General features: G+C 50.8%; 26 protein-coding genes and 1 riboswitch. Of the genes, 21 read left to right on the forward strand and 5 right to left on the reverse strand.

All coding sequences use genetic code 11. The features are described 5' to 3' along the window. The first annotated feature begins 1 nt into the window (after position 1). A complete protein-coding gene (locus tag AC0LWN_RS14760) occupies positions 2 to 619 on the forward strand; it encodes an SCO family protein (RefSeq protein WP_474666504.1) in 618 nt (205 codons plus the stop codon). A 93-nt stretch (positions 620 to 712) separates the two neighbouring features. Here AC0LWN_RS14760 and AC0LWN_RS14765 read toward each other — a convergent pair whose 3' ends face one another. Beyond that, complete coding sequence (locus AC0LWN_RS14765) at positions 713 to 1,069, reverse strand: DNA primase (protein ID WP_458966595.1); 357 nt, start codon at positions 1,067 to 1,069, stop codon at positions 713 to 715. 440 nt (positions 1,070 to 1,509) lie between these two features. Next, on the reverse strand, positions 1,510 to 2,682 hold the full coding sequence (locus tag AC0LWN_RS14770; RefSeq protein WP_474666506.1) for an MFS transporter: 1,173 nt from the start codon (positions 2,680 to 2,682) through the stop codon (positions 1,510 to 1,512). A gap of 277 nt (positions 2,683 to 2,959) precedes the next feature. Between AC0LWN_RS14770 and AC0LWN_RS14775 the strand changes: the two genes are divergently transcribed. The 14 genes from AC0LWN_RS14775 to AC0LWN_RS14840 all read left to right on the forward strand — a co-directional run bounded on the left by AC0LWN_RS14775 (position 2,960) and on the right by AC0LWN_RS14840 (position 18,857). Then, positions 2,960 to 3,397, forward strand: coding sequence for a hypothetical protein (locus AC0LWN_RS14775; RefSeq protein ID WP_474666631.1), 438 nt, complete (start codon positions 2,960 to 2,962; stop codon positions 3,395 to 3,397). Positions 3,398 to 3,430: 33 nt separating this feature from the next. Further along, the gene (locus AC0LWN_RS14780; RefSeq protein ID WP_474666508.1) at positions 3,431 to 4,576 is read left to right on the forward strand and encodes a transglutaminase domain-containing protein; all 1,146 of its coding nucleotides are present in this window, start codon (positions 3,431 to 3,433) and stop codon (positions 4,574 to 4,576) included. 129 nt (positions 4,577 to 4,705) lie between these two features. After that, entirely contained in the window at positions 4,706 to 6,775 is a 2,070-nt protein-coding gene (locus AC0LWN_RS14785; RefSeq protein ID WP_474666510.1) for a peptidoglycan D,D-transpeptidase FtsI family protein, read from the forward strand. Positions 6,776 to 6,813: 38 nt separating this feature from the next. Then, positions 6,814 to 8,928, forward strand: coding sequence for a peptidoglycan D,D-transpeptidase FtsI family protein (locus tag AC0LWN_RS14790; protein ID WP_474666512.1), 2,115 nt, complete (start codon positions 6,814 to 6,816; stop codon positions 8,926 to 8,928). A gap of 30 nt (positions 8,929 to 8,958) precedes the next feature. Then, positions 8,959 to 9,738 (forward strand): Cof-type HAD-IIB family hydrolase, encoded by a 780-nt coding sequence (locus tag AC0LWN_RS14795; protein ID WP_474666514.1) that lies wholly within the window; start codon positions 8,959 to 8,961, stop codon positions 9,736 to 9,738. A gap of 12 nt (positions 9,739 to 9,750) precedes the next feature. Then, positions 9,751 to 10,236, forward strand: a complete 486-nt coding sequence (locus AC0LWN_RS14800; RefSeq protein WP_474666516.1) for a DUF456 domain-containing protein — start codon at positions 9,751 to 9,753, stop codon at positions 10,234 to 10,236. 26 nt (positions 10,237 to 10,262) lie between these two features. Then, a complete protein-coding gene (locus AC0LWN_RS14805; protein WP_474666518.1) occupies positions 10,263 to 11,891 on the forward strand; it encodes a putative polysaccharide biosynthesis protein in 1,629 nt (542 codons plus the stop codon). Between the two features lie 117 nt (positions 11,892 to 12,008). After that, a complete protein-coding gene (locus AC0LWN_RS14810; RefSeq protein WP_474666520.1) occupies positions 12,009 to 12,353 on the forward strand; it encodes a thioredoxin family protein in 345 nt (114 codons plus the stop codon). Between the two features lie 96 nt (positions 12,354 to 12,449). Further along, complete coding sequence (locus tag AC0LWN_RS14815; protein ID WP_474666522.1) at positions 12,450 to 13,373, forward strand: COX15/CtaA family protein; 924 nt, start codon at positions 12,450 to 12,452, stop codon at positions 13,371 to 13,373. A gap of 60 nt (positions 13,374 to 13,433) precedes the next feature. Next, positions 13,434 to 15,155 carry a UbiD family decarboxylase gene (locus AC0LWN_RS14820; protein WP_474666524.1) on the forward strand — a complete coding sequence of 574 codons (1,722 nt, stop codon included), beginning with the start codon at positions 13,434 to 13,436 and terminating at the stop codon, positions 15,153 to 15,155. Between the two features lie 12 nt (positions 15,156 to 15,167). Continuing rightward, a complete protein-coding gene (locus AC0LWN_RS14825; RefSeq protein WP_474666526.1) occupies positions 15,168 to 15,887 on the forward strand; it encodes a Cthe_2314 family HEPN domain-containing protein in 720 nt (239 codons plus the stop codon). A gap of 111 nt (positions 15,888 to 15,998) precedes the next feature. Next, positions 15,999 to 16,140, forward strand: a riboswitch (SAM riboswitch). A gap of 99 nt (positions 16,141 to 16,239) precedes the next feature. Beyond that, a complete protein-coding gene (locus tag AC0LWN_RS14830; protein WP_474666528.1) occupies positions 16,240 to 17,256 on the forward strand; it encodes a methionine ABC transporter ATP-binding protein in 1,017 nt (338 codons plus the stop codon). Then, positions 17,256 to 17,924 (forward strand): methionine ABC transporter permease, encoded by a 669-nt coding sequence (locus tag AC0LWN_RS14835; protein WP_474666530.1) that lies wholly within the window; start codon positions 17,256 to 17,258, stop codon positions 17,922 to 17,924. The genes AC0LWN_RS14830 and AC0LWN_RS14835 overlap by 1 nt, the downstream gene beginning before the upstream one ends. Positions 17,925 to 17,981: 57 nt before the next feature. After that, positions 17,982 to 18,857: a MetQ/NlpA family ABC transporter substrate-binding protein gene (locus tag AC0LWN_RS14840; protein WP_474666532.1), complete on the forward strand. Its 876-nt coding sequence runs from the start codon at positions 17,982 to 17,984 to the stop codon at positions 18,855 to 18,857. A 199-nt stretch (positions 18,858 to 19,056) separates the two neighbouring features. On the opposite strand, the gene AC0LWN_RS14845 is transcribed toward AC0LWN_RS14840, so the two are convergent. Continuing rightward, entirely contained in the window at positions 19,057 to 19,305 is a 249-nt protein-coding gene (locus tag AC0LWN_RS14845; RefSeq protein WP_458966609.1) for a NifU family protein, read from the reverse strand. Positions 19,306 to 19,387: 82 nt separating this feature from the next. Here AC0LWN_RS14845 and AC0LWN_RS14850 point away from each other — a divergent pair, with 82 nt between their 5' ends. Then, positions 19,388 to 19,642 (forward strand): YuzB family protein, encoded by a 255-nt coding sequence (locus tag AC0LWN_RS14850; RefSeq protein ID WP_474666534.1) that lies wholly within the window; start codon positions 19,388 to 19,390, stop codon positions 19,640 to 19,642. A gap of 15 nt (positions 19,643 to 19,657) precedes the next feature. Here AC0LWN_RS14850 and AC0LWN_RS14855 read toward each other — a convergent pair whose 3' ends face one another. Both AC0LWN_RS14855 and mqnE read right to left on the reverse strand, forming a co-directional pair. Further along, positions 19,658 to 20,719, reverse strand: a complete 1,062-nt coding sequence (locus AC0LWN_RS14855) for an NAD(P)/FAD-dependent oxidoreductase (protein ID WP_474666536.1) — start codon at positions 20,717 to 20,719, stop codon at positions 19,658 to 19,660. Positions 20,720 to 20,786: 67 nt separating this feature from the next. Continuing rightward, complete coding sequence (mqnE, locus tag AC0LWN_RS14860; RefSeq protein WP_474666538.1) at positions 20,787 to 21,893, reverse strand: aminofutalosine synthase MqnE; 1,107 nt, start codon at positions 21,891 to 21,893, stop codon at positions 20,787 to 20,789. Positions 21,894 to 22,299: 406 nt separating this feature from the next. Here mqnE and AC0LWN_RS14865 point away from each other — a divergent pair, with 406 nt between their 5' ends. The 5 genes from AC0LWN_RS14865 to AC0LWN_RS14885 all read left to right on the forward strand — a co-directional run bounded on the left by AC0LWN_RS14865 (position 22,300) and on the right by AC0LWN_RS14885 (position 25,244). Beyond that, entirely contained in the window at positions 22,300 to 22,659 is a 360-nt protein-coding gene (locus AC0LWN_RS14865) for a HesB/IscA family protein (protein ID WP_474666540.1), read from the forward strand. Positions 22,660 to 23,142: 483 nt separating this feature from the next. Next, the gene (locus AC0LWN_RS14870; RefSeq protein WP_474666542.1) at positions 23,143 to 23,598 is read left to right on the forward strand and encodes a GNAT family N-acetyltransferase; all 456 of its coding nucleotides are present in this window, start codon (positions 23,143 to 23,145) and stop codon (positions 23,596 to 23,598) included. A gap of 69 nt (positions 23,599 to 23,667) precedes the next feature. Continuing rightward, positions 23,668 to 24,291, forward strand: a complete 624-nt coding sequence (locus AC0LWN_RS14875; RefSeq protein WP_474666544.1) for a hypothetical protein — start codon at positions 23,668 to 23,670, stop codon at positions 24,289 to 24,291. Positions 24,292 to 24,374: 83 nt separating this feature from the next. Beyond that, positions 24,375 to 24,917, forward strand: coding sequence for a DMP19 family protein (locus AC0LWN_RS14880; protein ID WP_474666546.1), 543 nt, complete (start codon positions 24,375 to 24,377; stop codon positions 24,915 to 24,917). Positions 24,918 to 24,950: 33 nt separating this feature from the next. After that, positions 24,951 to 25,244, forward strand: a complete 294-nt coding sequence (locus tag AC0LWN_RS14885) for a macro domain-containing protein (protein ID WP_474666548.1) — start codon at positions 24,951 to 24,953, stop codon at positions 25,242 to 25,244. Positions 25,245 to 25,268: the final 24 nt, after the last annotated feature.

Below are 25,268 nucleotides of genomic sequence, written 5' to 3' on the forward strand. Positions count from 1 at the left end.
TGTGCAGACCTTGAAACGTTACAAATGGACTTGGCTTCTTCTGCTGCTGGCAGTAGGCATGGCCGTTTATCTGGCAGTTAATTCTTTGAGCAATGGTCCAGGGAAGCTGCCGATCATTGGGAAAGTACAGGACTTCTCACTTGAGAATGTAGATGGGAAGCAGGTCACTTTGGCCGATACGCAGGGCAAACCAAGACTGGTCTATTTCTTCTTTACTGAATGCCCCGATGTGTGTCCTGTTACCACTTACATGCTATCGCAGACCCAGGATTTGCTGGTCAAGGACGGCAGCTTCGGCAAGGATGTGGAGTTTGTCTCTATTTCCTTTGATCCGAAAAAGGACACGCGGGAGGCGATCAGAGCGTTCGCCGACCGGTTCCACGCCGATTATAACGGCTGGTATTTTCTGCGCGGCGATCAGGAGGAGGTGCGCAGCCTGGCTGCCGACTCCTTCAAAATCTTGATTTATGGCGACAACAAGGATAATTTTGCCCACGCCAACCTGATTGGTCTTGTGGATCGGGACAATAGGCTGCGGGGGTTATATGATGCCGGGGATACGGAGCAAGTGACACCGCAATTTTTGGCTGATGCCTTGAAAAAATTAGTACGTGAATAATACAATATGAGACAGAAAAACGCCTTGTCCGGTTTCCTGCGTCCTGCGCAAGAAGCGGAACAAGGCGTTTTTTTTGCCCTCATTCATATGAGGCTATGGCTCCAGGTAAGGCGAAGGCGGGGGATAGATGATGAACTCTTCAAGCCCGGCTTTTTCAAGCTGGGTAATGCTGTATTCATCGGGGGTGCCCTCCACTCCGGCATAACCTCTTCTGGTATAAATGTGAACGGCATCGGGGAAGGCATCGCCCAAGACGCCGCGTATTTTTTTGCCCGAGCTGTCATTGTCCATATACAGGTATACTTCCCTGTCTCCTATATTGCGACGCAGTGTTTCAAGCTTAAGTGTATTCAGTGTGCCGTAGGTGCACTGAATGTCGACTTCCGGTGCCAGCAGCCGCCGTAATCTGCTGCGGTCATTTTTACCTTCGACAATGATGGTGATGGGCATCTTCTGTCAGCCTCCCCCGGTGGTGATGTGTCTATGATGATATTTTACCTAAGAGCCGTACTTTTTAACAGTAGAAGAGCATTATGGATTCATTCCCCGGGAAATGTCGTAAAAAGAAACAATCACCCGGCGGAGGCTGCTGGCCGGGTGATTGCGCTTAGTGATTCGGCAAATACAGACAAACTAGAATATTCCGGCACTCAGGATGATTACCAGCAGGATAAACAGAACCAGAATAGTAGTTGTAGAAGTCCAGGATACGGGAGCTACAGGTTCCGGGTTCGGAGCGCAATAATCACTCATCGGATATTCACCACGCTTTCGGATGTGGCTGTTTGCTTACATTGTATAATATGTCAATGTATTTGAGATGTTTGTACGACCGCCTACTGGCGTATTGGCGTGATGCAGACCTCCGCCACACGCGGCTTCGTGTGGCATCAAGCCGCGGGATTATTCCATTCCGCGCGGTATTCCTGAAGCTTGCCGGAGCCTCTGGGCGGGAGCAGCAGAATGGCAGTCATCAGCAGCACAAAGGCAATGAAGTAAGGAGAGACGAAGCCCCGAAGTTGTCCAGCAGCAACCGGACCGGCAAAAGCGCCGAGTGACATGGCAATCGACTGGAATGAGAAGGTGCGGCCCATCCGCCCCTCGCCGCTCAGGCTAATGAAGAGCGAGGCCATAGCCGGAAAGAGCACGCCTTTGGCTGCTCCAAGCAGGAAGAGAATTACACCCGCAGGGATGCTGCGGAATGCAGCCAGCGAAAAGAAGCATAGCGCCATTCCCAGCAGAGCAGCGGTGATTCTTTTCCCCGGTGCAAGCCGGTTGAGGAATAAGAGGCTAAGCGTCACAAGCGCTCCCAAGCTAAGGAGGGACAGCAGGATTCCGGTCGACAGCAATCCCTTGCTTCCCTGCGACAAAGGAAGCTCGAAGAACAGCACGCCTTGCGAGCAGGAGACGAAAAAGGGCAGCAGGTAGTAACGCTTTGTAACCGGGACGGGCTGCAGCTCATCTTTGAGGGAAGGCGCTTCTAATGGCATGGCCGGCTTGGCAGCGGGCATGATCCGCGAATGCTTCGGCACGCTGAAGTAGGCCATGACGCCGGTGGCGATCAGCAGCCAGCCGAGCGTGCTGAAGGTGCCGGAGTATCCGGCCTTCGCCACAATATACGCGCCGGCGGCCGGAGAAACGACCGAAGCAAGCGTATGGACGATTCCGTGGCCGGACATGTATTTACCTTGGGTCGCGGGATCGGAGGAGAGCGAGGCCAGCAGTGTCATACAGGCCGGAGACAGGAAGGCCAGAACGAAGCCGCTGGCTGCGCGCAGCAGCAGCAGATGCCAGGGAAGCTGCACATGGGCCTGCATCAGCAGAAGGGCTCCGGCTGCCGTGAGCGCAAAGACAATATAGCGGCGGCTGCCGTTGCGGTCGACCAGCACACCGGCCAGCAGGTTGCCGGGAAGATGAGTCAGCGAATACATGCCCATCATCCAGCCGATAAAGGCCGGTCCTGCGCCCAGCGATAGGGCAAAGGGCGTCAGAATAGGGTACTGGGCATGCAGGTCGAAGAAGGCCAGAAAGAGGAACAAGTACAGCCACAGCGCGGTTTTCACGGGAAAACACCTCCACAGGGCCAGTCTCTGCACCGGAGGGGCGCAGGCAGGCGCTTTTTCGAAAATAAGGCAGGCACGTATTTGCTAAGAATGACCTACTTGTACTCTACGTGAGTCCAGGGGGGCTTATACCATTTTATTGAAGCGTTGCTTATCCTAGGCCGTACTACAATGAATTATAAGAAGCATTCATGTATAATAATCATTATTATTGAAATGTCCCGGGGACAGGCTCCCTGCAGTGACGAATTTTGGCGATAGGGGTGTTGTGAAATTGATGGATCCGGCAGTGTGGTCACAGTTCATCAGAGAGAATTGGCTTGTTATCGTTATTGCGCTTGTTCTGCTATTCGCGGTAATTAATCTGATTAAAACAGTTCTGAAGTGGGGGATTGTTATTGCTATCGTCGCAGGTCTATTCATTTACAGCGGGGTTACGATGGATCAAATTGGAAACGCTGTGAATAAGGTGGCCGACGAGACGATAAGCACGCTGAAGAGCGAAGCGCAGGATGTTATGCTGAAGGAAGCGAAAGAAGCCAAATATACCTCTGGCGGTGACGGCACTTTTACGATTACAACGCCAAATCTTGAGGTGAAGGGTGCGGCTGGCGAAGACAAAGTGGAAGTTGTATTCCGCGGCGTCAGCCTGGGCAAGTGGAGTATTACGGATACTACGAAGTCATTTATTGATGAAGCCAAGAAAAATCAGTAATGAATCTTGAGCGAATGGAAAGGTGGGACAAACATGCTTAACGGATGGATAAACAGCCTTAGCGATGCCAACATGATTTCGATCCTCCTTCTGCTGGTTGTCCTTTTTTCGCTGCTGCAGGGCTGGAGCCGGGGCTTCGCAAGAGCGGCCGGAGGATTATTCGGCCTGCTCGGGAATGGGCTGCTTGCTGCTCTTGCACTGGCAATGGCCATCCCTGCGGTGATGTATCTGTCGCCCCTGGCAGGAGCCTGGGCTGCGGATATCGTGCTGCCGGACACTAAGCTTAGCGGATGGCAGCAATTGTATTACACAGCCGTCTCTGTCCTGGCAGGATCACCGCTTGTGCGCTTTCTATTGCTTCTGTTAGTATCCTACAGCCTGATTCGGCTGATGCTCGGACTGCTGTTCATGCTGCTGCCTTTCCGGCTGCCCCGCCTGCATTCAAGGGGGACAGACCGGAGGATTACGGGAGCCAGCCGTCTCAGCGGTGCACTCATCGGCGGTGTGATCGGGCTAGCGCGCGGCCTCATCCTTGTTCTCATTCTTTACATTGCCGTGGGTCTGAACCCGGACAGCGGCTTCAGCCGGTATGTGGAATCCTCACCTATCTACAGCCAGAGTGCGGCTGCGGTGTTCGAGCCGCTTGCCGGGGAGGATGTGCGGAGCAAGCTGCCGGTGCTTACTAAGGCGGTTACGGCAGAGATGAACGATATTCTGCGGCGGAAATATGAAGTGATTGACCATGAAATTTCGCCTGACATCGAAGGGGCTGCCGCAGATATCGCAGGACAAGCCAAGGGAGAAGAGGCCAAGGCCAAGCTGCTGTATGACTGGGTAGGCTCGCGGATTGCCTATGATTACGGGAAGGCGGAGAACTACGAGCAGAACCGCATCTGGCATGAGCAGACGCCGCAGGATACTTTTGATACCCGGCTTGGGGTATGTATTGATTATGCCCGCCTTTATGCTGTGATGGCCCGCTCGCAGGGGCTTCAGGTTCGTGTTGTCACGGGTCAGGGGTACGATGGCCAGGGCGGATACGGGTCGCATGCCTGGAATGAGGTCTATCTCGCTGACCGAAAGGCTTGGATTCCGCTGGATTCCACCTGGGCGCGCAGCGGAGACTGGTTCAATCCCAGGGATTTTGACAAAACCCATATCAAAGAAAACGTGCTGTGAGAAGGAAGCGGAAGGCTTGGGATCTATGGTACAATAACAGGGCATGCCAGATAGCCGTGTCGATCAGGTAATATCTGGGGTGCACGCGGTCAGCGCTTAAAGTTCACTAAGATAAGGAGAGAATTCGCCGTGAAATGGTTTCGCCTGCCGGGTAAACACCCGGATGGAGATCATGGCCGAAGCACACCTGGACTGCGCATAAATCTATTTTTCTTCGGCACTTTTTTCATTTTTTGTGTAGTTATTGTCCGTCTTGCCACACTGCAGTTCGTCGAAGCCGAAGCATTGACCGAAGTGGAAACGAACCAGGAAACGAAGAATGTTCCGCTCTCTGCGATTCGGGGGAATATTTTTGCCGCCGGCGGGGAGAACATCGCGTATAATACTTCTACCCAGTCGCTCTATATCACATTAACCAAAGACTATACGGAAAAAATCAAGAATAAAGATACCAAGGAATTTGAATTTTCGGAAAAAGCCAAAGCGAACACGGCTTCTCTGGCAGCGAGATTAGAGGCAGTCTTCAAGCAATATGGCGATCTGGCCGGTAAAAAACTAACGCAGGATGATATTACTACACTGCTTGATCTCGATTTCAAAAAAGCACTGGGCTATTATCCGCGTAAAATCAAGTCAGGTCTGACAACGAAGGAAGTCGCCCATTTCCTGGAGCACAAGGATCAGTACCCTGGACTGTCGATTGTGGAGGAAGCCTCCCGCCATTATGACAAGGATCTGGTCGCTGTGCAGACGGTTGGCTATATCAAGCCTTTTAAATCCTCAAACATTCTGCCAATGTACGAGAACATCCGCAATGCGATGAAGGAAAATAAAGCCGATCCCGGCTTAGCCTATAAAGAGGATGAATTTGTTGGCTTCTATGGATTGGAACAACAGTACCAGCGTGAGCTCAGAGGGAAAAATGGCTATCAGACTATATCCGTAAACCCGCAGAATATGGCGGAGGAAGTCATCGCATCCGTGCCGCCAGTCAAGGGGAACAACATCTGGATGACGATCAACAAGAATATACAGCAAAAGACAGAACAGGCGATTATGGATCAGATCCGCTGGCTGCACACCAATCCGGTACAGGGGAAACTCCACCCCGATGCCCTGACCGGCTACGCTGTCGCGATGGAAGTGGACACCGGCAATATAGTGGCGATGGCCAGCATGCCCGATTATGACACCAATGTATGGACAGCCGATAAACTGGCCCCTGCGGTGTATGACAAAATTAAGAATAACTACCTGAACGGCACAATTACCGATACCACTTCCGGAATTTCCGGCAATGGCCTGAAGTCAATAATTTATCTGGGCTCGACCATTAAACCGTTAAGTGTGTTAATTGGTTTGAATGAAGGGCTTTTCTCCACCACGGACACTTACAACGACACAGGAATTGCTTATTTCGGTAAAGATGACAATTCTTCAGTAAAGAATTCCTCAGGCCATGTATTGGGACCACTGGACCCGGCGAAGGCGATTCAAGAATCGTCAAATGCCTTTATGGTCGATATGGTTGGCGATCCGCTGTACAAGAAATACCCGGGCAAGGGAATTGAGGTCTGGGACAAATATATGAAGGCCTTCGGACTTGGTGTTTCTACAGAAAGCGGCCTGCCGGGAGAAAAAGCTGGAGTCGCTGAATATAAGAATACCGAGCAGGCCGGCAGCGTCCAGGCTGCCCTGGTCCATGCGTCCTTCGGGCAGAAGGGGAAATATACGGCGCTACAGTTGGCCCAGTATACGGCAACCCTTGCCAATGAGGGAGAGCGGATCAAACCGCAGCTCGTCAGCAAGATTACCGATGCCGATGGTAAAACCGTCAGGGAGTTTCACCGTGAAGTGCTGAACAAGATTTCATTTGATCCTTCTTATTGGAAAGAAATCAAACGGGGAATGAATACGACCGTCAAGGCGTTTGACGGATTTCCGTATGATTTTGCCCGCAAGACAGGCACCTCAGAAATGGAAGCCTACAGACAGGTTCGTGACAACGGCGTGTTTATTGCATACGCGCCCCGTGAGAATCCCAAGCTGGCTGTTGCTGTAGTTATCCCTGAAGGCGGTTTTGGCTCGAACAGCGCCGCCCCGGTAGCACGTAAAATATTCGACGCCTACGACTGGGAATACGGGCTGAGCGGTACGCCAAAGAAGAGCCTTGCCCCGGTTCAGGAGTCAACGCAATAATTAATGGTTTATTTTAAGATGTAGAGGAGTGAAAAACTGTGAGTGTTTTCCGAAAGCAGGCCTCACCTCAGGATGAGTCAGACAGCAAGAGCTCGCTTGGCCTGCGGCTCAACGTGTTTTTCTTTAGCACGTTCATTATCTTTTGCGTTATCATCGTCCGTCTTGCCGTTGTTCAGTTTGTGGAAGGCCCCACTTTAACAGAGGTAGAGACCAGCCGTGATACTAAAAATGTTCCGCTCGCAGCACTACGGGGGGTTATCCATGCCGCTGCCGGTGAAGAGATCGCTTATTCGACTTCGGTTCAGTCCCTTTACATTACGCTCACCAAAGAATATACGGCTAAAGTCACGGATAAGGCTACACATGTAACCTCGCTTACTCCGGAGGCCAGAGCCAATGCGTTCTCGCTTGCTACTAAGCTTGTGGAACAATTTAACAAATTGGGCGATCCTAACGGAGAGAAGCTAACGGTTAACAATGTAATCAGTTCAATGGATTTGAATTTCAAGAAATATTCCGGCTATATGGCGCGGCGGATCAAGGCGGGGCTTACCTCGAAGGAGGTCGCCTATTTCATGGAGCACAAAGATGAATTTCCAGGGCTTGAGGTGGTGGAGGAAAGCAACCGCCATTATGATAAGGACTCGGTCGCTGTACAGACGGTTGGTTATATTAAGCCTTTTAAATCCTCCAGCAGCTTGAACATTTATAAGAATGTCCAGAATGCGATGAAGAAAATCGACGCAGACCCGGGACTGGCTTATAAGGATGATGAATTTGTCGGATTCGACGGCCTGGAGCTGCAATACCAGCGGGAGCTGCGCGGCAAAAACGGCTATCAGGTGATTTCGGTCAATCCGCAGAATATGGCCGAGAAGGTTGAGAAGGTCGTGCCTCCCGTTAAAGGGAATGATCTTTGGATGACGATCAATAAGAACATCCAGATGAAGACCGAGCAGGCTATCACCGATCAGATCAGTTGGCTGCACTCGCATGCCGTGCAAGGCAAAACTCATCCTAATGCCCTGACCGGCTATGCCGTAGCGATGGAAGTGGATACAGGAAATGTCGTTGCCATGGCCAGCATGCCGGACTATGATACCAATGTGTGGACATCAGGCTCACTGCCGACTGATGTATGGAACAAAATTATCAATAATTATCAGAACGGAACCATCAACCCGATCTCATCGGGGATCTCGGGCAATGGCCTCCGCTCGGTACTTCTCATGGGTTCAACGATTAAGCCGTTAAGCGTGCTGATAGGTCTGAATGAGGGATTCTTTAGCACCTCCACTGTTTACAACGACACAGGAAGCACTTCTTTCGGTAAGGCAGGACATGAAACCAAGGTCAGAAATGCTTCCGGCCACGTATACGGATCTATGGACCCGTCGAGAGCGATTGAGAAATCGTCCAACGTATTTATGGTTGATATGGTGGGCAAGAAGCTGTATGACAAATATGGCAACAAGGGTGTTGAGATCTGGGATAAGTATATGAAGGAGTTTGGCCTTGGCGTATCCACACAGAGCGGCCTGCCGAACGAATTCCTTGGACAGATCAACTATACCAATACGAAGGCGGCAGGCAGTGCCCAGGCGGCATTGGTCTATGCTTCTTTCGGTCAACAAGGAAGCTATACAGCGCTGCAGCTCGCACAGTATGCGTCTACCCTTGCCAATGAAGGCATTCGAATCAAGCCGCAGCTGGTCAGCAAAATTACCGATCCAAATGGCAAAGTGGTTAAGACCTTCGGCCGTGAAGAGCTGGATAAGGTTACCACGTTCGACAAGTCCTTCTGGAGGGAAATCAAAAAAGGGATGAACAGTGATGTGTCCGCATTTTCTGATTTCCCGTATGATTTTGCCCGCAAGACAGGAACCTCACAGCAGCAGGCCAAAGGTGAATTGCGCGATAATGGGGTCTTCATTGCCTTTGCTCCGCGCGAGAATCCCAAGCTGGCTGTAGCGGTAGTTATTCCTGAGGGCGGATTTGGCTCAAACAGCGCCGCGCCGGTGGCCCGCAAAATTTTTGACGCTTATGATTGGGAATATGGGCTTGATGGCGTTCCTAAGAAAAGCTTGAAAACGGCTGATCCCGCAAACGGTGGTGCAACCAACACACCTGCCGGAAATACAACGGGCAACTGATACACACATACAAGAATGGAGGGGTGGCAAATGACTGCCAAATACCGCCTGCTGGCATTGGATATGGATGGAACCCTGCTGAATGATGAGCAACAAATTACCCCGAAGACAGTGGAATGGATTCGAAAAGCGATGGATGCGAGCGTTCATGTCTGCCTGTCCACAGGACGCTCTTCCCGCAGTGCTATGCCTTACGCAGAGCAGCTTGGGCTTAAGACTCCGATGATCATGGTCAACGGCAGTGAAGTGTGGCGTGCGCCGTATGAACTATACCGCCGTTCGCTGATGGACATGATGCTGGTCAAGAAGATGCATAAGATTGCCGAGGAGCATGGCATTTGGTTCTGGGCTTATTCGGTGGATGAGGTCTACAACAAGGATACCTGGGATGGCGATATCGAGGGCAGAGAGTGGCTCAAATTCGGATATTCCACAGAGGATGACGAAATCCGCCACAAGGTGCTGATGCAGCTTCAGGATCTGGGTGGTCTCGAAATTACCAACTCCACACCGTACAATCTGGAAATTAACCCGCTGGGTGTGAACAAGGCTTCCGGCATCCGCGAGGTTTGCAAGCTGCTGGGCCTTGAGATGTCGCAGGTTGTCGCTGTCGGTGACAGTCTGAACGATCTGGCTGCTATACAGCAGGCCGGTTTCGGTGTAGCTATGGGCAACGCGCAGGAGGTTGTGAAGCAGGAAGCGGATGCTGTGGTAGCCACGAATAATAATGACGGTATCGCGGAAGTGATTCAAAAGTATATTTTGACAGAGGTCGAGGCTTCAGCCACAAGATCATCATCAAAACTTTAGGAGTTGAAGGATTTGGCGATTCTGGGGTGGGTTTTGATTATTGCTTTGTTCGCCGTGGGTCTGGCCGGGGCGGTATATCCGATCCTGCCGGGGGCGCTGGCGATTTATCTGGCCTTTTTCGTATACGGCTGGTTCTTCTCCTTCGATCCGTTCGGCGCGTGGTTCTGGATTACCCAGACATTGATCGTTGTGGTGCTGTTTGTCGCTGATTATGTGGTCGGGGCCTGGGGCGTCAAAAAATTCGGCGGCTCCCGCGCCTCGGTCATCGGCAGCACAATCGGCATTATCGTTGGCCCGTTCCTCATTCCGGCGTTTGGCCTCATTATCGGGCCATTTGTCGGTGCATTTGCCGGTGAATTGATCGCCGGCTCGAAGCCTGACAAGGCCCTGAAGGTCAGCTTCGGTTCATTGCTTGGCTTGCTTAGCAGCACGGTCGTCAAAATTGTGCTGCAAATTGCCATGGTCGTCCTCTTCTTTATCTGGATTGGCCGGTATTAATTTAACAGCGAAGAAGGCGAAACGGTTTGTCCACCAAGAAAGAGTCTTTTGTCAAAGGCACGCTTATTCTGGCCGCGGCGGCGCTCGTGGCCCGCGTGCTTGGTCTGGCCCAGCGGGTGCCGCTGGAGCATTTATTCAATGATGTGGGTAATGCGTCATTTACACAGGCGAACAACGTGTACCTGATGCTGCTTCCGCTGGCGACGGCCGGCATTCCAAGCACTCTCAGCAAAATGGTCTCCGAGCGTTATGCATTGAACCGCCCGGATGAGGCGCAGCAGGTGTACCGTGCGGCGCTTATTTTTGCCGCGGTTGTCGGTGTGCTGATGAGTGTAATATTGTATATAGCCGCTCCATACTATGCGGAGTATACCAAGGTTCCCGAGAGTACACTGGCGATCCGGGCAATTGCCCCGGCACTGCTGCTCTTCCCCTCCATCGCGATGATGCGCGGTTATTTCCAGGGACGTAACAATATGATGGCCGGGGGGATCTCGCAGATTATTGAGCAGATTGCCCGGGTGTCCACCGCAATTCTGCTGGCCTTTATTCTGCTGCGCCAGGGCTACAGCAATACCTGGATGGCGGCGGGTGCTTCCTTCGGCAGCGTGCTCGGCAGCATCGGCGCTTTCGCCGTAATGCTGTATTATGCGAGGAAAATGCGCCGCAGCGAGGAACAGAAATCTCTGTATGATTCAAGTGCCGCCCGTATCCCGCTGCTGAAAATCTACGGGGATATCTTTAAGCTGTCTATCCCGATTGTGCTCTCATCCGTTACCGTTCCGGTAGTGAATTTTATTGATACATCGTTCATTGTTCCCCTGCTCAGCGGGCAAATTGGAATGGACGCAGCGACCCAGGCCTTGGGGATCTTTGGCAGCCGGGCGCAGAGTGTGGCCGGTATTCCGCCGGTGCTGTCCATTGCGCTCAGCACTTCGCTGATTCCGATTATTTCGGCAGCCTATGCAAGACGCGATGAGGTGCATTTGAAGCGCCAGATGACGCTGGCGCTGCGGATTTCGATTTTGACAGGAACACCGATTGTGCTCTCGCTGGTGGTAGCGGCGTATTCCGTGAATGGACTGCTGTTCAGCAGCCTGGACGGCAGCGGTATCGTGGCTATGCTGACACTGGGGACGATTTTCCAGATTACGATGATGACGACGAACTCCATTCTGCTTGGGATGGGCAAAGCGCGGATTTCGATGTATTTTGTGCTCGCGGGACTGCTCGTTAAGTTTGGCTCCAACTTCCTGCTCAGCCGTTTGTTCGGGATATACGGCATTATTGCAGCCACAGCGCTGTGCTTCATTGTCATTACACTGCTTAACCTGAGAACACTCAAGACCATCATTCCGTTCGAGATTCTCGGCAAACGCTGGGGCGGCTTCGCTATTGCGGTACTGGCTTCCGGCGGGATCGGCTACGGTCTAAATGAAGCGGGAATACTGCTTACAGATATGATGCCTGCACGGTTGGCTTTTCTGATTACCTGTCTCGTTGTAGGTGCTGCAGTAGTCATTGTGTATCTGGTGCTGCTGATTGTTCTGGGTGTGCTGAGCCGCCAGGAAATTGCCGGTTATCCACGCGTCCTGCAGAAGCTGCTGAACCCGCTGATGAAGCTTCAGCCTGCACGTGTACGCGGGAACGAATAGTGCTATGACAATTGTCTTATTCTGGATTTTTAATTTGACTTATTCAGTACAATTTGCTTCACTAGAAGAAAATCAACAACGCTCACTCTCAACGAATAAGAAGGGACTGGTCAGTTTATGAATAAAATCAATTCTCCTGAGGAGTTTCAGGCAGCGATTCAATCGCCCCGTCTGACAGTGGCAGTATTCAAAGCCGATTGGTGCTCCGACTGCAAATTTATTGATCCGTTCATGCCGGATGTAGAACAGAAATATACGGACCGCCTCACGCTGGTGGAAGTGGATGTGGATGATGTGGGCGATGTCAGCCAGGAGCAGAATATCCTTGGCATTCCCAGCTTTGTAGCTTACGCAGATGGCCGCGAGCTGGTGAGGTTCGTTAACAAGCTGCGCAAATCCCGTGAGGAAATTGAGAACTTTCTGAACACGGCGCTTGAAGTTTACCAGAGCATACACAAGTAATAAGACAACACCGCTTTCGCCCTACCAGAGCAGAAGCGGTGTTTTTTCTAAGTATGATTGGGTACGTACTTATCCTAAAAAATGCGGGTGATTCCATTGACGATGAATCAATTGAAATGGCTCAGCTACATTACTTGCCTTATCATGTTTCTTGCCCTGTTCGGCGGCACAGTGGTTACCAAAACCGGCTCGGGACTGGAGTGTGGAAATGACTGGCCGCTCTGCCACGGAAAGCTGATCCCGGCCTATACGATAGGTTCAATGATTGAATACACCCATCGTCTGTTCAGCGGCCTTGCGGGTCTGTTGTCGCTCGCCTCAATGATTGCTTTTTGGCGTTATGCGCGGATGTATCGGGATTTGCTTGCGTATGCCCTGCTGACGCTTTTATTTGTTATTGTACAAGGAGGAATGGGAGCGCTTGCGGTGATCAAACCGCAGTCTGCAGCGGTGATGGCCCTGCATATGGGCTTTTCTTTAATTGCCTTTGCCAGCTCACTGATGCTCGCACTCGGAGCGAAACGGCAGCATACATACGGGTATGAACTTCTGCCGGAGAAGCAGCGAGTTGGACGGGGGTTCCGCAACTTAACATGGTTTACGGCGTTATATTCTTATATGGTGGTTTATCTTGGAGCTTATGTCAGTCATACAGGCTCTCAGGGCGGCTGTTCAGGATGGCCTCTCTGTAACGGCCAGTGGATTCCGGAGCTGTCTAGCGGCGTATGGATTATTTTCATGCACAGGGTTGCGGCGGCGCTTCTGTTGCTCCTGACGGCATGGCTGGGGCACCTGGCGTTCTGGAAGTATAAGGACCTGCCGGAGCTGAGAGCTCTGGGCGTTGCCGCAGTTACACTGTGTCTGCTTCAGGTGGTCAGCGGTGCGGCTGTAGTCTATACGCTGGGTAATGAACGGCTGTACATATTTGCGGCCATTGCTCATATTCTGCTGATTGCGGGATTGTTCGGCGTGTTATGCTACATGAGTGTGCTCGTATGGCAGCTTCGAAGAGAGAAATAATAATAATAAACGCTCAGCAGACCATGAGGGATAGAGCCTTGTTTGAGGAGGAACGATAAAGTGGGATACGCAAATTTGCGCGGGTGGATTGAGCAGCTTCGCAAGGACAAGGACCTGGCTGTTATTGAAACACCGGTGGACCCTTATCTGGAGCTGGCAGAGATTCATCGGCGCATTGTACAGGAGGAAGGGCCGGCCCTGCTCTTCACAAATGTAAAAGGAACCCCCTTTCCGGTGGCCACAAATCTGTTCGGTACGGTCCGCAGAGCCAATGAGGCGTTCGGGACCCGTCCGGAGCAGCTAATGAAAACGATGTTGGATGCAGCAGAATCGCTGCTGCCGCCTACAACCTCCGGAATATGGAAGGAAAAAGGGCTGATTTTTGATCTGCTGAAGGTCGGAACCCGGAATGTACCGCAGGGCGAAGCGCCTGTGCTCGGAGTCTGCCGCAGTACTGATTCTCTTAAAGAATTACCGCGCATTACTAGCTGGCAGGAGGACGGAGGTCCATACATCACCCTGCCGCTTGTCTATACGGAGAGTATCACTCATCCCAAAGACCATAACCTCGGAATGTACCGTATCCAGGTTTATGATGACAGCACGACAGGGATACATTGGCAAAATCATAAGGGCGGCAGCTTTCATTACCGGGAGGCGGAGCTTCTCGGCGAGACGCTGCCGGTTTCGGTGTTTCTCGGCGGTCCTCCCGCCTTGATTGCTGCGGCAGCAGCTCCGATGCCGGAGCGTATGCCGGAGCTGCTGCTGGCCTCGCTCATCTTGGGCGGGCGGCTGCCGATGGTCAAAGACCCGATGGGCGGGCATCGTATTCCTGCCGAAGCCGAATTTGCCATCCGCGGACGGGTTGCCCCGCAGGAACGGCGTCCGGAAGGCCCATTTGGCGAACACTATGGCTATTATTCCAGGCAGAGTGATTTTCCGGTCATGCATGTGCAGCGCATTTGGCACCGTAAGGATGCGATCTATCCGGCAACCGTTACCGGGAAGCTGCGCCAGGAGGATTATTATCTCAGGGAATACATACAGAGGCTGCTGTCTCCCGTCTACCCGCTGCTGATGCCTTCGGTCAAAGCGCTGTGGGAGTATTCGGAATGCGGCCCGCATTCATTGGCAGCTGCTGTTGTGCGTGAAAGCTACCCAAGGGAAGGGATGGTTTCAGCTTTCCGTATTCTTGGGGAAGGCCAGCTCTCCTTGAGTAAATTTTTGCTGCTGACGGATGAGCCGGTTGAGCTTACGGATTTCCCGAAGCTGCTGGAAACCGTGCTGGAACGTTTCAATCCTGCGGTTGATCTGCATGTGTTCGGCGGCAGCAGAGGCGTTATGCTTGGGATTGGCCACCCGCTGCGTGACCTCCCGTATTCCTACACAGAAGGGCTGATTCCCGGAATCAGTGAGGCAATTCCTTACTGCGGAGGATGCCTGGCCGTTTCCGGTGCATCCTATGAAGAAGATCCGGAGCTGCCTTCCCGTCTGGTTGCTGCACTGCGGGAGCGGGAAACAGCCTGGCCGCTTGTCATTTTGACGGATAACGCCAAGGCTGCGGTGCTCACACAGACTTCCTTCCTGTGGACGGTGTTCACAAGGCTTGATCCGGCCAGCGATATTTATGCCGAGTCTGAGGTCAGACAGCATCAGATCAGCTACAAGCTGCCTATCGTTATAGATGCCCGGATGAAGCCGGGGTATCCGCATGAGCTGGTTCCTTGCGAGGATATTGTCAAGCAAGTTGACCGCAACTGGAAGATGTATTTCCCACAATGAGGAGGATGCAGTATGCTGCGGATTTTACTGGGAGAACCGCCCCGCGAGAATAGCGGGGTGCTGGCCGAGGCCATAGATCATATGGCGAAGTTCGCGTCCATGCTGCGCAAGGAAATGAATTCGCATGAGGACCGCGACCATGAATACCGCAAGCTGGAGATATGGACGCGAGGGCTGATCTCATCGCTTGATGAGCTGGAGCAGAGCTGGTTCGCGGCCGCTTTTTTCCGGAAATCGGTTGTAGCCGGTTATATGGATGATATGTCGCCCAAGGAGCAGGGCGAATATTCGCGTTACGTCTATTTTTATAAAAATGGCTTCATCCGTGTCTTCTCGCTTCTGGACAAGCTGGGCACAGTGCTGAACAGTCTGTATGATCTGGATACCAGCAAAGTAAAGGTTCATTTCTCTTACTTCACCGTACTGCGCCAGTTTCGGCTGCACGAGGAGCATGCGGCGCTCGCTGACGAACTGGAGAGGATCAAGAACTCTTACCGGGAGCCGCTGGAGAATCTGCGCAAGCGCCGCAATGCCGAAATCCACTATATGAATGCTGAAATGCAGGATGATCTGTGGCAGCGCCATCAGGGCTTGCACGACAAAATTCATCTGGAGGATCTGGACAGCCATCTGGAGGATCTGAAGCAGTGCCTGGAAATGGTCTGTATCACCTTGGGGGCATCCTTCAGGTACAGCATTAAGCAGTGGCATAAGCTCACCTATAAATCATAAGTCAGAGCCTCTTAAGCAGTTAAAAGTTCCCTTTGACAAAAAACCTGAAACTTACTATACTTAGGCAAGCATTAGCATATTACATGCTGCGGCAACTAATTTCATATCATAATCTTATCGAGAGCGGCGGAGGGATAGGCCCGATGAAGCCCGGCAACCGATTTGCATGGAATGCGGAAATTGAATTCTATTCAAATGTCATGGTGCTAATTCCTACAATGCCGCGTGGTTTGCGGTCGTTGGCAGATGAGAAGGCATGGTTAATATAAACTCAAGGCCTCTTGCGATCTGCAATGATCGTTAAGAGGTTTTTTAGCATCTGCGAGCAAGACAATGAAGGAGGGCAATAAGCTTGATAGAGCTGAAAGGTTTGACCAAAATGTACGGCAAAGGCAGTAAAGCAGTGACGGCGCTCTCCGGGCTCAACCTGTCGATTAAAAAAGGTGAGATTTTTGGCGTGATCGGCCACTCCGGGGCTGGCAAAAGCACGCTGATCCGCTGCATCAACCTGCTTGAACGTCCGACGCAAGGCGAGGTTTGGGTGGACGGAGTGGAGTTAACGGCACTTTCCCAGAGACAGCTACAGGAGCAGCGGCGCAAGATCGGAATGATATTCCAGCATTTTAATCTGCTGTCTTCCGCGACAGTGTACGACAACATAGCTTTTCCGCTGCGGCTGACCGGTACTCCCAAAGCAGAGATTGAGAACAAAGTTAAGGATCTGTTGACCTTGGTGGGACTCGAAGAGCACCGCAACAAATATCCTGCCCAGCTATCCGGCGGTCAAAAGCAGCGGGTAGGCGTAGCCCGGGCCTTGGCTTCTGACCCCGATGTGCTGCTCTGCGATGAAGCGACTTCAGCGCTTGATCCGCAGACGACGGATTCCATTCTGCGCCTGCTGCTCGACATTAACCGGAAGTTTCATCTGACCATCGTGCTGATCACTCATGAAATGCATGTCATTCAGACTATTTGTGACCGGGTTGCCGTTATTCACGGCGGAGGGATTGTGGAACAGGGAAATGTGGCACAGGTATTCCTGAAGCCGCAGCATGAAGTGACGAAGGAGTTCATCGGCAGCGAAACCCAGCAGGACGGTCCGCTTCGGGCCGCGCTTAACGCGGTGCAGGGAGAATACACTCAGGCGGTTAAAATCACTTTTCTCGGCCAAAAAACCTACGGGTCCACCTTATCCCAAGTGGCCCGCGGCACTGGAGTTAACTTCGCCATCCTGCATGGAACCATCTCGACGCTTAAGGATGTGCCTTACGGCCAGCTCATTGTCCGCTTTGAGGGTTCCTCACAAGCCGTAGAAGCGACACTTACCGAGCTTGCGGCGCAAGGACTTGATGTGGAGGTGCTTGTATAATGGGGAGCTTGAATTTTAGCAGTATCAACTGGCAAGAAATGCTGGACGAAACTATCGCCACTCTTCGAATGATAGCATATTCCGGAATTTTCACAATTATTCTTGGTTTACCACTCGGAATTGTGTTATATTTATGGGGAAGATCAAATAGCAGCTTTATCAGGGTAGTTTACTCGGTATTATCATTCATCGTGAACATCCTGCGTTCTGTGCCTTTCATCATCCTGATGGTCGCCTTAATTCCTTTAAGCAAATCAATTATGGGGACCTCGATTGGCGTACTGGGAACTATTCCGGCGCTGGTGATCGGCGCGGCTCCGTTATTAGCCAGATTGATAGAGACGGCGCTGCGCGAGGTTGACCGGGGGGTAATCGAAGCGGCGCAAGGGATGGGAGCTTCCACGAACCAGATCGTGTGGCGTGTGCTTCTGCCTGAAGCCCGTCCGGGTTTGCTTGCCGGAGTGACCATTACTATTGTTACACTGGTTTCTTACACAGCAATGTCGGGAATGATTGGTGGTGGAGGTCTGGGAGACCTGGCGATCCGCTACGGTTATTACCGCTACGAGAAGGAAGTCATGATTATCTCTGTGGTGCTGATGGTCATCCTGGTGCAGCTTCTGCAAATGGCCGGCGACAGGCTGGTTCAGCATTTTACCCGGAAATAAGGTACAACCATATAGCCTTATTCATACAAAACAATGATTAGAGGGGGAGATTTACAGATGAAAAAAGTACTGCTTACATTGTTCAGCTTGACCTTGATATTGGTGCTGGCTGCTTGCGGTAATAACAATACCAAGAATGCGGCTAACTCCGCTGCCACGAATGCCCCGGCTGCAGATGCTTCTGCAGAGCCGACAACCGAACCGTCTGCTGAGCCGGTAACCCTGGTAGTTGGCGCATCTCCTAAGCCGCATGCCGAAATTCTGAAGGCCATTGCTCCGCTGCTGGAAAAGCAAGGCATTAAGCTGGAAATCAAGGAATTCACAGATTACATCCTGCCGAACACCCAGCTTGCCGAGAAGTCGCTTGACGCTAACTTCTTCCAGCACAAGCCTTACCTGGATGACCAGAATCAAAAGAACGGTACAGACCTGGTATCCGTAGCTGCAGTTCACGTAGAACCATTCGGAGCTTATTCCAAAAAAATCAAATCCATCGACGAGCTGGCTGACGGTGCAAAGGTAGCCATTCCGAACGATCCTACCAACGGTGGACGTGCACTGATCCTGCTGGCCAAGAACGGCCTGATCAAGCTGAAGGATGATACCAATATCACTTCGACTACCGCTGATATTACCGAAAACAAAAAGAATTTGAAAATTATTGAGCTGGAAGCCGCTATGCTGCCGCGCCAATTGGATGAAGTGGATCTTGCGCTGATCAACACCAACTATGCGCTGGAAGCTGGACTTGTTCCAACCAAGGATGCTTTGTTCATCGAAGGTGGAGATTCTCCGTATGCCAACCTGCTGGTGGCGCGTCCTGATAACAAGGACTCCGACGCCATCAAGAAGCTGGCTGCTGCCCTGACTTCCCCGGAAGCCAAAGCCTTCATTGAAAAAGAATACCAAGGCTCGATCATCCCGGCATTCTAAACTGCTGATCCAGCCTGATTCATGATAGCGACACAGCAAACCCCGCATAGCCTTAGGCTTGCGGGGTTTTGTATGTGGAGCCGGGTTGTCCCTAGTTGTGAAGTTCGCTATAATTATTGCGTGAAGTTCATATATGTATATAATTTAAAAAAATCCCGCTCTCTTCAGAAGAAGAGAACAGGATCGTTATAAAACGGGATTAGAATACTTGAACAACTTCTTCTACGCCTTCAACTTCTTCAAAGAGGGCGCGTTCGATCCCGGCTTTAAGCGTGATCGTGGAGCTTGGGCAACTGCCGCAGGCACCCATAAGCTTCAACTTAACAATGCCGTCTTCCACATCGACCAGTTCCACGTCGCCGCCATCGCGTTGCAGGAACGGACGAAGCTTATCAAGCACTTCCAGTACTTCATCATACATGACGGTGCTTTGTGCATTCTCACTCATTTCTCAATCACTCCTTTCGTATGCTTATTATAGTACAAAAATTTAAAAAATAAAATGGTTCGTACAGAATAAGGAGAACAACATGAGACCACTTATTGAATTTTGTGCCAGCAATCTTGGGTCTGGCACAGAGCAACTCAAAATCAAACTTGAACAAAATCCCGAATACGACGTGATCGAATACGGATGTCTGAATAATTGCGGCCAATGCTACCTGCAGCCGTTCGCTATGCTTGACGGCGAGATCATTGAGGCCGAAACTCCTGAAGAGCTTGAAGCGGCCATTGAGGCTGCAATTAAGGAGCAGGAGGCCTGGGACAATCTGGAGATTGACTAGCCTCCCGCGCTAACCCTAGCCGAAATGGCGCTTCGACATCCAGAGCACGCCGCTCTTCAGCAGCCGGGGAACCCGCCCCATAACAGACCGGCGGCCCATCAGGCCAAAGCCGGCATGTTTGCCGAGGGAGCCGAGAGTTCCTTTCAGCTTGATTTTGTGCAGCCTGGGTGTCTCGTTGCGCCACAACGCTTGAATAATATTCGCCACCTGTTCACCCTGCGCCCCTGCAGCCTGTGCGCTTGGCGCAAAAGGCAGGCTGGCGCAGTCGCCAATGACATAAACCTCCGGATAGTCCGCCACATTGTAATAGGAGCCTACAATAATTCGTCCGCCCCGGTCCTTCGGCAGCTCAAGCTGCTGCACCACCTTTACCGGCTGAATGCCTCCGGTCCATACCGTTACATCCGCAGGGATAGCCTGGGTGCCATTGAAGATGGCATCCTTTTCGACGTGGGATACGGAGATTTGTCCCAGAGTCTCAACATGGTGCATTTTGAACCAGTCTTCCACATATTGAGACAGCTTCGCCGGAAAAGAGGACAGCACACGCTCCCCCCGGTCCAGAATGGAGATATTCAGATCCGGCCGGCTTTCCCGCAGCTCTGCGGCAATTTCTACTCCGCTTAATCCGCCGCCTACAATATTGACACTTCCGTAAGGCTTCACATCGTTCAGCCGGCGGTACGTTTCACGTGTTCCCGAGAAGCTCTGGATGCTGCAGGTATACTCCTCTGCGCCCGGAATATTGTGATAGTTATCCGTGCAGCCCAGGGCAATCGCCAGGATATCATAGGATACCAGCTCCCCGGTCTCCAGGAATACCAGCCGGCTCTCCAAATCAATGGAGCCTACTTCACCGTAACGCACCGTTAACCGGGGATGAACCGGGAACTGGATGCGCAGATGATAATCGGTAACCGTACCTGCCGCAAGCGCATAATATTCCGTCTTTATCCCCTGGTAAGGCATACGGTCAATTAAAACAATCTCTACATCATGGGGGAGATGACTGCCCAGCAATTCCTGAATGAGGGCAAGTCCGCCGTAGCCGCCGCCCAGAACGAGTAATGTTCGCATGTCATTTTCCTTTCGAATATACGGGTAATGGCATTGCAGCAGTTACCGGATGGACTCCGGCTTACAGTTATTCGTATACTTTGATTTCGTTATAAAAAGTATCCCGTTCAACCGGAATCCGTCCTGCGCCCTTCACGAGCCAGATCAGCTCCTCGCGTGTCAATCCTTCTGGAGTTAACGCTCCGGCAGCATGGCTGATGCGTTCCTTCAGAATCGTTCCATGCACATCGGAGGCTCCGAAGCTGAGGGCAACCTGGGTCAATTGTGCGCCAATATTAATGAAGTAAGCCTTAATATGGTCGAAGTTGTCCAGCATTAGCCGGCTTACCGCAATCGTCTTGAGATCCTCATATGCAGAGTTGCGGCGCATGATTCCGGCATTTTTATTCTTCGGCTGCATCGACAGCGGGATAAATACCATGAAGCCGTTCGTTTCATCCTGCAGATCGCGGATTTGCAGCATATGGCGCACACGGTCCTCACGGGACTCGATAGAGCCGTACAGCATAGTGGTATGTGTTTTCATTCCTAGCTTGTGCGCTGTCCGGTGGACCTCCAGATACTCTTCGACATTGGCTTTGTCCACGCGCATTTTTTTGCGGTATTGATCAGATAGAATCTCTGCTCCGCCGCCGGTAAGTGTCTGCAGGCCTGCTGCCCGCAGCTCCTCCAGCACTTCACGGATGCTTAGTCCGCTGATGCGGGTGAAAAAGTCGATTTCAGCCGCAGTGTAAGCCTTCAAGGTAACCTGCGGGAACGCTTCGTTCAAGGCTTTTAGTGAATCAACGTAGTATTGGAAGGGAACCTTATCATTATGGCCGCCGACGATATGGAATTCACGTACCCCGGGATGGATATGCTGCTCGACATATTGCACCATTTCCTGACCGGAAAGTGTATATGCGCCCTCTTCTCCGTCATCCTTGCGGAAATTGCAGAATGCGCAGCGGGATTCGCAAACATTGGTGAAATATAGGCTCATATTTTCGATAAAATATACCTTATTCCCGTTCTTACGCTGATTGACCTCGTTCGCGAGCTGGCCGATTGTCAGCAAATCGTTGCTTTCATATAAATAAACGCCATCTTCCAAATTCAATCGTTCGCCGCCGCGAACCTTCTCAATAATGTTCGCCATTCTGGCGTCTGTGTGGGGTGTTATAAGGGTAGACATATGATTTCCTCATTTCTGGAATAAACTCAAAGAGCCGCCGTCCATTACAAAATGCTGCGATGACAGCTACCCGCGTGACAATTTTCCGAATTTTGCGCTTATCGCTGTTCCTATTATAAACCTCTCACAAGGGGGGAGCAACCGCTGAAAAGAGATGGAATAAGCAGGAGATTCATGCTTTGCACCAGCATAGTTTGGACTTGAGAGCAGGTGAATAGTGGAGTATACTTAATTTTATACAAGTGGAAACGGCTACGCCGTCCTTGATAAGGACAGTATCCGTTTCAGCGAGAAATATAAGGATAATTTATAGGGTGAAACATATAATTCTTATATTTTAAAAAAATTACTTTTTGGCCGGATGGTCATATGATACAGAATATTCTTTTTTAGGAGGCAAAAGACCATGATATCAATCAGTGAAACAGCGGCAGATCAACTCAAGGCTATGCTGGCTGAGCAGGAGGTACCGAACATGTTCCTTCGCCTTGGAGTAACGGAGGGCGGCTGCAGCGGCTTCTCCTACGCTATGGGCTTCGACGACAACGAAAGCGATCAGGACGTATACATGGAAGTTCAGGGCATGAAGGTAGTCGTTAGCAAAGACGATATCCGTTACCTGGGCGGCCTCGAAATCGACTTCGAGGAGTCCGGTATGACCGGCGGCTTCACCATCAACAATCCGAACGCCACTGCTACGTGTGGTTGTGGATCGTCATTCCGTACGAAGGACGATGCCGGCAAACCTGCGGCTGAGCCTTGCTAATTACGATTGTATCAATGTTTATACACTGCTGATGTGAGGGGGAGCAACGTCGATAGATGCTGATGCGCTATCCCGCACACACTGGTATTTGGAGGAGCTTCGGCTGATGAGGGGACTTTGGATGCTGGAGTTAAGTGGAATTTCTCCCACTAATCTAAGGTTATCGACTGTTGGCTTATTGTTAGGTGGAAAAAGTCCATCTAATCTGGCCCGAATAGCCGATATGCAGCAAAGCTTCACAGGATAAGTGGAGAAAATCCCACTAATTCCTGCTCCGGCAGTAGATTTTGGCTTATTAAGTGGAGAAATTCCATCTATTAATAGCATCTAATTCTTTCCTATTATATAGGGCGATAGATAAGGATCTTTCAGGTATACCCTGAAGGATCCTTTTTTCTTCTGCTGGTTTCCAGTATTTAGTGAGGCTGATATACTGATATGAAGTGGGCAAGGTTGAATTGAAGTCCCTAAGAGGTGAATAAAGTGAATGATGAAATTCAAGTAAGATTGGCGACTGAAGCGGATGCCGAAGCTCTGGCCAATCTGAATTATGAGTTCAACGGAGTTCTGATGAGAACCGATGAGGTAAAAGAAAGCTTGGCTTCATCTACAGAGCTTGTTGCATTAGGAGTAAGGGGAGGGTTCCCGGTAGGTTTTGCTTGCGCACAGTATTTCAAATCATTTTGTTATGGCGACGGGTATGGCGAAATTACTGAAATGTATGTGCGAGAGAAAGCGCGAAGACGCGGGGGCGCAACTTTATTAGTAGCTTTTCTGGAGGCGGAGCTGCGGGCCAGGGGTGTTCTGAACGTTAAAATACTGACCGGATCAAGGAATGATCCTGCTATCCAAACCTATGAGAAGAATGGCTATAGCAGAGATGAGGAAATGGTGTTGTCGAAAAAACTGGACAAACATTCCGAAAATCCAAGTGAGTAGAACTAACCCGAATAAAGTAGCCGTGGACTCATAATGAAGGATTTGATCAGAAGCTAAAAGGAGGAACCCATGAAAACTCTATACCGGCCTGTCGGTCTTGCGGAAATGAAGCTGATGCTTGATCTGAAGCTCGGCGGCTTTCCGCCAAGATTACCGGAGCAGCCCATCTTTTACCCGGTGCTGAATAAACCGTATGCGGATCAAATCGCGAGAGAGTGGAACACCAAGGATCCATTTTCCGGTTATGTTGGATTTGTGACGGAATTTGATGTTTCTAGTCCTTACATAGATCAATTTGCTGAACAAGTAGTAGGCGCCAGCCATCACAGGGAATTGTGGATACCCGCAGAGGAAATGGATGAATTCAATCATCATCTGGTCGGCCCCATACGAGTTGTTGATGTTTACTATGGTACCGGTTATGTAGGGCTAACCCCGGAGGCGCCTGTTTTTGAAGGCCTTGATATAATGGAACAATTCTTAATTTGGAAAAACATCCTTGAATTCAATGCTATGGACTTCTATGCTGAGATTAAGGAGCACTGGCAGCATATTTACGTGAATTATCCCTGCTGGTGCGGGGCGGATTTCAGCTTGGCAGGATTGACTGAGGCGGAGAAAAACGGGGTGCTTATAACGATTAAAGAATATTGGAATGAGCATTTTCCCGAGATTACTTTGTTTGGACATTGATGAGGAAGAGGAAGAGGATTATATCAGGAATATCGCACCTTTGATCAGAAAGGCTGCGGGAGAATTCTATCAGGAGGAACACGATGAATAACCAAAAAGCAAATTTGTTAAAATGTCTACCAAGTGACTACAAAGACCTCTCTGCTGAAGAGATCGTTGATTCGATATGCAGTAATATTTATGAGCCAGATAATGTGGCTGCTAGAGAGGCTGTGCTGGAATCGCCGGGATTTCTGCGGGATATTTTGCTGCTGATAGATTTGGACACCGAATTAACGATGAATGGCATTCTGGGTTTTCTTGAGAATTCATCCGGGAGATATTTGGCGGAAACGATAGAGGCCTTGAAGCATATAGGCGCAGCCGAAGATGCCGGAATACTGGAGCATATCAAGCAGCAGCTTGAAGCAAACCGTCCTCAGCGGCAAAAGACCCCTGCCCTTCATGAAATCAGTAGTTTTCAAGACCGTTACATACTGAATGCAGAAGTGCTGGATGGGATACTGAGAGAGGCGGATGGGCTGTATTTGAACACACCTGACCGCAATATTTTTGATAATCTGGTCCATTATCTTTCGCAGAATAGGCATCTACTGGATGAAGAGCTTGGGCAATATAGCAAATAATCAGCAAAAATGCAGAAGATGGAGTGAGCATCTATGGAAATGCAAGAAATAAAAAAAGACTTGTTCTCAATGCCGGAAGAGTACATGCTGGCTCACTGTATTTCGGCCGATGCCAAAATGGGGGCGGGGATTGCCGTGCAGTTCCGGAAAAAATTCAAGCTGTCCTCACTTCAGGATGCAGCAAGCAGGAATGAGCTGGTTGTAGGAAAATGTTATAAGGTCGGCCGTGTGCTCAACTTGATTACCAAACCGAAATATTGGCAAAAGCCTACTTACGAGACGTTGACGTGGTTGCGGCTTAGACAAACTGCAGTGGGGAAAGGTTAGAGAGATCATTACCGCAGAGTTTAA

This window comes from Paenibacillus sp. sgz302115, from assembly GCF_056120445.1.

Coding starts and splice junctions, on each gene's coding strand:
- AC0LWN_RS14765 (WP_458966595.1), bottom strand. CDS start 1,069: ATGCCCATCACCATCATTGTCGAAGGTAAAAATGACCGCAGCAGATTA.
- AC0LWN_RS14775 (WP_474666631.1), top strand. CDS start 2,960: ATGGATCCGGCAGTGTGGTCACAGTTCATCAGAGAGAATTGGCTTGTT.
- AC0LWN_RS14780 (WP_474666508.1), top strand. CDS start 3,431: ATGCTTAACGGATGGATAAACAGCCTTAGCGATGCCAACATGATTTCG.
- AC0LWN_RS14795 (WP_474666514.1), top strand. CDS start 8,959: ATGACTGCCAAATACCGCCTGCTGGCATTGGATATGGATGGAACCCTG.
- AC0LWN_RS14810 (WP_474666520.1), top strand. CDS start 12,009: ATGAATAAAATCAATTCTCCTGAGGAGTTTCAGGCAGCGATTCAATCG.
- AC0LWN_RS14825 (WP_474666526.1), top strand. CDS start 15,168: ATGCTGCGGATTTTACTGGGAGAACCGCCCCGCGAGAATAGCGGGGTG.
- AC0LWN_RS14835 (WP_474666530.1), top strand. CDS start 17,256: ATGGGGAGCTTGAATTTTAGCAGTATCAACTGGCAAGAAATGCTGGAC.
- AC0LWN_RS14840 (WP_474666532.1), top strand. CDS start 17,982: ATGAAAAAAGTACTGCTTACATTGTTCAGCTTGACCTTGATATTGGTG.
- AC0LWN_RS14845 (WP_458966609.1), bottom strand. CDS start 19,305: ATGAGTGAGAATGCACAAAGCACCGTCATGTATGATGAAGTACTGGAA.
- AC0LWN_RS14850 (WP_474666534.1), top strand. CDS start 19,388: ATGAGACCACTTATTGAATTTTGTGCCAGCAATCTTGGGTCTGGCACA.
- AC0LWN_RS14855 (WP_474666536.1), bottom strand. CDS start 20,719: ATGCGAACATTACTCGTTCTGGGCGGCGGCTACGGCGGACTTGCCCTC.
- mqnE (WP_474666538.1), bottom strand. CDS start 21,893: ATGTCTACCCTTATAACACCCCACACAGACGCCAGAATGGCGAACATT.
- AC0LWN_RS14865 (WP_474666540.1), top strand. CDS start 22,300: ATGATATCAATCAGTGAAACAGCGGCAGATCAACTCAAGGCTATGCTG.
- AC0LWN_RS14875 (WP_474666544.1), top strand. CDS start 23,668: ATGAAAACTCTATACCGGCCTGTCGGTCTTGCGGAAATGAAGCTGATG.
- AC0LWN_RS14880 (WP_474666546.1), top strand. CDS start 24,375: ATGAATAACCAAAAAGCAAATTTGTTAAAATGTCTACCAAGTGACTAC.
- AC0LWN_RS14885 (WP_474666548.1), top strand. CDS start 24,951: ATGGAAATGCAAGAAATAAAAAAAGACTTGTTCTCAATGCCGGAAGAG.